Annotated in this window: 4 protein-coding genes and 1 pseudogene; 1 reads left to right on the top strand and 4 read right to left on the bottom strand. The window is 72.6% G+C overall.

The features are described from left to right. Positions 1-62: 62 nt before the first annotated feature. The 4 genes from AB0G02_RS25545 to AB0G02_RS25530 form a co-directional block, all read right to left on the bottom strand. The gene (locus tag AB0G02_RS25545; protein ID WP_360798162.1) at positions 63-836 is read right to left on the bottom strand and encodes a GntR family transcriptional regulator; all 774 of its coding nucleotides are present in this window, start codon (positions 834-836) and stop codon (positions 63-65) included. Positions 837-894: 58 nt separating this feature from the next. Beyond that, positions 895-1,728 carry a glutamate ABC transporter substrate-binding protein gene (locus AB0G02_RS25540; RefSeq protein ID WP_360798160.1) on the bottom strand — a complete coding sequence of 278 codons (834 nt, stop codon included), beginning with the start codon at positions 1,726-1,728 and terminating at the stop codon, positions 895-897. 124 nt (positions 1,729-1,852) lie between these two features. Next, positions 1,853-4,522, bottom strand: coding sequence for a GNAT family N-acetyltransferase (locus AB0G02_RS25535; RefSeq protein WP_360798158.1), 2,670 nt, complete (start codon positions 4,520-4,522; stop codon positions 1,853-1,855). 2 nt (positions 4,523-4,524) lie between these two features. Next, positions 4,525-5,700, bottom strand: coding sequence for an acetoin utilization protein AcuC (locus tag AB0G02_RS25530; RefSeq protein ID WP_360798156.1), 1,176 nt, complete (start codon positions 5,698-5,700; stop codon positions 4,525-4,527). A gap of 163 nt (positions 5,701-5,863) precedes the next feature. Here AB0G02_RS25530 and AB0G02_RS25525 point away from each other — a divergent pair. Further along, a pseudogene (locus tag AB0G02_RS25525) lies at positions 5,864-6,394 on the top strand (hypothetical protein); the annotation flags it as partial.

The raw sequence follows: 6,394 nt of genomic DNA, 5'->3' as shown, positions 1-6,394 counted from the left end.
CCCCTCTCCGGTCCACAAAGGACCGGAGAGGGGGCACCGAGCGGTTTACCGCCGCGTGACCTTCACTCCGCCCGCAGCCTGGCCACGAAGCTGAACCGGTCGCCCCGGTACAGCGAGCGCACCCGCTCGATCGGTTCGCCAACGTTGTCATGGGACACGCGGTGCAGCAGCAGCATCGGCTGCGCCGGGTTCGTGCCGATCAGCAACGCCTCGCGCGGCGTCGCCAGCACCGTCTCCACCCGTTCCTCGGCCTCGGCGAACACGACGCCAAGCCGGTCGGTCAGGCACGCGTACAGCGACGTCGTAGGGTCGAAGACCTCCAGCAACGTCGGGAACCTCGCCACCGACAGGTAGGTCGACTCCAACCCGATCCGCTCGCCGTCGGCCAGCAGCACGCGTTCCAGGTGGACGACCTCGTCACCCCGCCCGATCCGCAGGTCCCGCGCCAGCACGTCGTCGGCGGGCAGGTGCTCGACGGTGATCACGCTGCGGGCCGGGTCGACGCCCTGGCGGCGCATGCCCTCGGTGTAGCTGAGCAGCGATAGCGGCTGCACCAGCTTCGGCGGCGCGACGTAGGTGCCGCTGCCCTGCCGGCGTTGCAGCTTGCCCTCCAGCACCAGCTCGCCCACGGCTTGTCGCAGCGTCACGCGCGACACCGAGAACCGCTCGGCCAGCTCCCGCTCCGACGGCAGCGCCGTGCCCTCCCCCAGCGCGTCGACGAGCCACAGCAGCTCGGTCTTCACGGCGTAGTAGCGGGGGATGCGGCCGTGTTCGGGGATGCCGGCCCGGACCGGCCCGTCGGCCCGGTAGTGGGGCGCGTAGTACGAGGCATGCACACCTCGAGCGTACGGGTCGGTACGGGCCGGTCAGACCGCTGACGGAGTGGGTCCCAGATCACGGAACGATCTTGGGCGGGTCCGGGATGGCGTAACCCGATGCCCCCACGTTGGCCTCCAACGACCTCCGCCACTCGCCGGTGTCGATCATCTTCCGAACGGCGGCGGCGACCTTCGCCTTGCTGGTCTCGTCGCCCTTGCGCATGCCGATGCCGTAGTCCTCTTCGCTGAACGGCTTGTTGACCACGCGCAGCAGCTCGGGGTTCTGCGCGGCGTACCCGGCGAGGATCACGTCGTCGGTCGTCATCGCGTCCACCTGCTCGGCCAGCAGCGCGGTGACGCAGTCGCTGAAGTTGGGGTACTCCACCAGCTGCACCGCCTGGGCGAACTGGTCCTTCACGTACTGCGCCGACGTCGTGTTCGCCACCGAGCACAGCTTCAGCCCGCCCGCGTCGAGCGACTCCGGGCCGGTGATCCGCTCATCGGTCAACCGGACCAGCAGGTCCTGACCGGCCACGAAGTACGGGCCGACGAAGTCGATCACCTCCTTGCGCTTGTCGGTGATCGAGTAGCTGGACACGACGAGGTCCACGGCGCCGGTCGTGAGCAGCTTCTCGCGCTCCGACGGCGTCGCCTCGGTGAACTTGATGCCGGATTCCTCCACCCCCAGTTCCTTCGCGACGTAACGGGCCACGTCGACGTCGAAGCCGCGGTACGTGCCGTCCAGGCGGCGCACGCCCAGTCCCGGTTGGTCGTACGCCACGGCGATGGTCAGCTGGTCGGAGCTGTCCGCCTTGCCGGCGACGGTCGTGGCGTCACCGGTGGAGCACGACGCGAGGACGAGCGCGGCGCAGCACGCCACAACAAGGGCGCGCAGCGGTGCCAGAGCCATTTTTCCCCTTTTCGGGAGCTTCCTCGGGTTGCCGGAAACCTAAGCGGCCCAAGGGAGTTAATCCAGAGAAGAAGGAGACCTGATCGGTCAAGGGCGATGGGTGCGCCTCACCGGCACGACCCGGTCAACGCGCCCCGCCGGGCGAACGCAGCCGCCGGGGACCGGTGTCGTGGCGGGACGGCGGCGGTCCCAGCGTCACCCTGGCGTTGCCGACGTACGCGCCGGCGGCGCTGGCCAGCACGGGTTCCAGGGACAGCTCCCGCACCTCGGGCAGGTCCTCCGCCAGCGCGGCGAGCCGCAGCACCAGGTCCTGCAACGCGGTCAGGTCGGCCGGCTCGTCACCCCGGTAGCCCGCCAGCAGCGGCGCGGCCTTGGGCGCGCGGACCAGCGCTGCGGCGTCCGCGTCGGTCAGCGGCACCGCCCGGTAGGCCCGGTCCCCCAGCAGGTCGCTGACCAGCCCGGACAGCCCGAACGACACCAGCGTGCCGAACGACGGGTCGTCCTGGAGGCCGAGCACGCACGAGATGCCCTTGGGCGCCATGCGCTGCACGTAGACGTCCGGCCGGTCCGACATCCCGGCGAGCATCGCGTACGCCGTGCGCACGGACTCCTCGCCGGACAGGTCGAGCCGCACGCCGACCAGGTCGGTGCGGTGCCGCAACCGGTCGTCGGTGGACTTCATCGCCACCGGGTAGCCCAGCTCCTCCGCCGCGCGCACCGCCTCGTCGGCCGACCTGACCACCCGGAACGGCACGACCTCCACGCCGTAGCACGCGAGCAGCCGCACGGTCGTCTCGTCGTCCAGCCGCAGCTCGCCGGTCTCGTCCAGCTCCCGGGAGTCGACGATGGCGTGCGCCGCCACGGGATCGATGCCGTCCGGCCGCACGAAGGTGCCCTGCGGCGCGGACCGCCAACGCGCGTAACGCGTCACCCGGGCCAACGCGAGCACAGCGCGCTCCGGGCTCGGGTACGACGGCACGGAACCCCGTCCGGGCGCTCCACCGGGACCGGGGACGGCCAGCTCGGCCGGCACGCCCTCCACCGCGAGGAACGTCGACGCGATCGGCTTGGTCCGCCCGCCCCGCTCCACGACCTCCCGCAACGCGCGGGCGAACGCCGTGCCGGGCACCGCCAGCGGCGGCACGAACACCACCACCAGCGCGTCCGCGTCCGGGTTCTCCAGCGCCCGCCGCACCGCCTCCGCAAACGCTTCCGGCCCGGCCTGCGCGCCCACGTCCACCGGATCGCCCGCCAGCTCCAGGCCCTCGGCCAGCGCGGTGTCGGCGGCCAGCAGCCCGATCGCGGTGGAGTTGCCCACCACGGCGACCCGCGGCCCGGCCGGCAGCGGCTGGTGGGCCAGCAGCAGGGCGGTGTCGAACAGCTGGGCCAGCGACTCGACCCGGATCACGCCCGCCTGCTCGAACAACGCCTGCACGCTCGACTCGTCCACCGGCACCGAGGTCGCGGCCAGCGCGGGCGTCACCGCGTGCCGGCCGGACTTCACCGCCACGATCGGCTTGGTGCGGCCGAGCCTGCGGGCCAGCCGGGCGAACTTGCGCGGGTTGCCGAACGACTCCAGGTACAGCAGCACCACGTCGGTGGCCGGGTCGGTCTCCCAGTACTGGAGCAGGTCGTTGCCGGAGACGTCCGAGCGGTTGCCCGCGGAGACGAACGTGGACAGGCCGAGGCCGCGTTCGGCGGCGGTGGCCAGGATCGCGGTGCCCAGCGCGCCGGACTGGCAGAAGAAGCCCGTGCGACCGCGGGCGGGCAGCCGCGGCGCGAGGGTGGCGTTGAACCGCACGCCCGCGTCGGTGTTGAGCACGCCCAGCGCGTTCGGGCCGACCACCCGCATGCCGTGCGCGCGGGCCTCGGCGGCCAGCCTGCGCTCCGCGCTCAACCCGCCCGGCCCGGTCTCGCCGAACCCGGACGTGACCACGACCAGCGCCTTCACGCCCTTGGCCAGGCAGGCGTCCATCACCTCGTCCACGCCGGCGGCGGGCACCGCGACCACGGCGAGGTCCACGTCGTCGGGGATGTCGAGCACCGACGGGTACGCCCGCACCCCGCGCACGGACCGGTGCTCGGCGTTCACCGGGTACACCGGCCCGGCGAAGTCGGCCGCGAGCAGGTTCGTCAGCACCGCGTGACCGATCTTGGTCTGGTCCGTGGACGCGCCGATCACGGCGACCGACCTGGGGTGCAGCAGGTTGTGCACGCTGCGCGCCTCGGCGGCCTGCTCGCGGGCGCGGGCCACCTCCACCGACTCCTCGGTGGGGTCGATGTCGAACTCCAGGTGCACCACGCCCTCCTCGAACGCGCGGCTCACGCCGTAGCCCGCGTCCCGGAAGATCCGCACCATCTGGCCGTTCTCGGCGAGCACCTCGGCGGTGAACCGGCTCAGCCCGCGTTCCCGCGCGGCGGCGGCGAGGTGCTCCAGCAGGATCGAACCCAGCCCGCGGCCCTGGTGGGAGTCCTCGACGACGAACGCGACCTCGGCGGACCCGGACTCGCCCAGGCGGTCGTAGCGGCCGACGGCCACGATGTCGTCGCCCAGCAGCGCGGTGAACGCGACCCGGTCGGCGTGGTCGACGGTGCTGAAGCGTTCGAGGTCGCGCCGGGGCATCCGCGGGTAGGGGCCGAAGTAGCGGAAGTACCGGGTGCGCTCGGACAGCCTGCCGTGGAAGGCGAGCAGCTTGTCCGCGTCGTCGGGGGTGATCGGCCGCAGGTGGACCGTGCCGCCGTCGCTGAGGACGACGTCGGCCTCCCAGTGCCTCGGGTAGTCGAACGGGTCCACCGTCAGTCCCTCGGGTCGTCGGGGTCCAGGCCGTGCAGCGGGAACGCCGCGCGCCGCGTCTCCAGGACCGCCCGGTCGACCGGGGTGTCGAGCTGACCGCCCCACGGCTCGAACGAGGTGTCCGACCCGTCGGTCATCGACGACGGCAGCGGCCGGTCCGGCGCGAGGGTGGAGGCGTGCGCGACCCAGTCGGCGGGCAGCGGCGTGTCCGGGTCGACGTCCCGGTCCAGGACGGTGGCCAGCAGGTGCGTCCAGCTCCGGGGCACGACGCGCAGCAGCTCGTAGCCGCCGCCGCCCAGCGCGAGCCAGCGGCCGTCCGCGGTCTGCTCGGCCAGCTCGCGCAGGCGCCGGTAGATGGCGCGATGACCGTCCACGGTGAGCGCGAGGTCGGCCAGCGGGTCCTCGCGGTGCGTGTCCACACCGCACTGGGTGACCAGCAGCTGCGGTCGGAACGCGCGCAGCAGGGACGGGACGGTCGCCTCGAACGCGCGCAGCCAGGCCCGGTCGCCGGTGCCCGGCGGCAGGGCCAGGTTCACGCTGGTGCCCTCCGCGCCGACGCCGCCCAGTTCGGCGGGCCGGCCGGTGCCCGGCCACAGGCTCAGCGGGCTCTGGTGCACCGACACCGTGAGCACCCGCGGGTCGTCGTAGAACGCGGCCTGCACGCCGTCGCCGTGGTGCACGTCGGTGTCGACGTAGGCGATCCGGTCGAAGCCGTGGTCCAGCAGCCACGAGATCGCCACCGCGCAGTCGTTGTAGACGCAGAACCCCGCCGCGTGGTCGCGCATGGCGTGGTGCAGCCCGCCCGCGATGTTCACCGCCCGGTCCGCGTCACCGGACGCGATCCGGCGCGCGGCGGCCAGCGAACCGCCCACGACCAGCGCGGACGCCTCGTGCATCCGCGAGAACACCGGGTTGTCGGCGGTGCCGAGGCCGTGACCCACGTCCCAGCCGGCCATCGGCGCGGCCCGCACGGCGTTGAGGTAGGACGGCTCGTGGACCAGCTCGACCTCGGCGTCCGTCGCCGGCTCCGGCGTGACGAGGTCCACGCCGTCCAGCACGCCCAGCGCGGTCGCCAGCCGGACGGTCAGGTCCAGCCGGACGGGGTTGAGCGGGTGGTCCCCGCCCAGGTCGTAGCCGAGGAAGGACTCGTCCCAGACGACAGCGGCTGCCTTGCCCATGTCGGCAACCTAACCCACGCGGCGGGCGGTGGTGTGATCACAGCTTGGTCGCCCCGCACGTGTGCGCGTCCCGCGTGGACTTAGAGTCTGCCGAGACGCGGCGGGCCAGGATTGCGGCCATCGAGGATGGAACCCCGCACGTCGGAACGGGGTCATAGAAGACATGCACCTGCGACGAGTCCCCGCCCTGACCACCGTGCTGGCCTTGGCGCTCACGCTCGGCCTGTCGGCCTGCGCCACCAAGGTGTCCGGCAACCCGGTCGCCGCGGCGGGCGGGTCGACCGGTGAGAAGACCGCCTCCGGCAAGCCGTCCTCGACCAAGACCTCCTCGCCGAAGTCCTCCAGCGACAGCAGCGCGTCCGGGTCGCCCAAGACGACCCAGGCCCAGCAGCCCAACGGCAAGGTCAAGATCACCACGAAGAAGAAGACCGAGGGCTACGAGGACTGCGACGTCCTCACGCCCGAGGAGGTCGTCGCCGCCATCGGCGCGAAGAAGGGCGGCGAGAAGGGCTGCGTGCAGAGCACGGAAGACCCCTACGCCGTCGTGCTGTTCATGCTGAACTTCGCCGAGTACGAGGGTGAGGCCCGCACCATCGAGGCTCAACCGTCCGACGGCTCCGGGCGGGCCGGTCTGGAGCGCAAGGTCACCTCCGCGATCCGGTGGAGCGCGGTCAACAGCCTGGTGCAGCGGTTC

The organism is Actinosynnema sp. NPDC023658, from assembly GCF_040639995.1.
GTDB lineage: Bacteria > Actinomycetota > Actinomycetes > Mycobacteriales > Pseudonocardiaceae > Actinosynnema.
The sequence above is the reverse complement of the archived record's forward strand: the minus strand, read 5'-3'. Positions and strand labels throughout refer to the sequence as shown.

Excerpts from the sequence above, each read along its gene's own strand:
- AB0G02_RS25540 (WP_360798160.1), bottom strand. The coding sequence starts at position 1,728 with ATGGCTCTGGCACCGCTGCGCGCCCTTGTTGTGGCGTGCTGCGCCGCG.
- AB0G02_RS25530 (WP_360798156.1), bottom strand. The coding sequence starts at position 5,700 with ATGGGCAAGGCAGCCGCTGTCGTCTGGGACGAGTCCTTCCTCGGCTAC.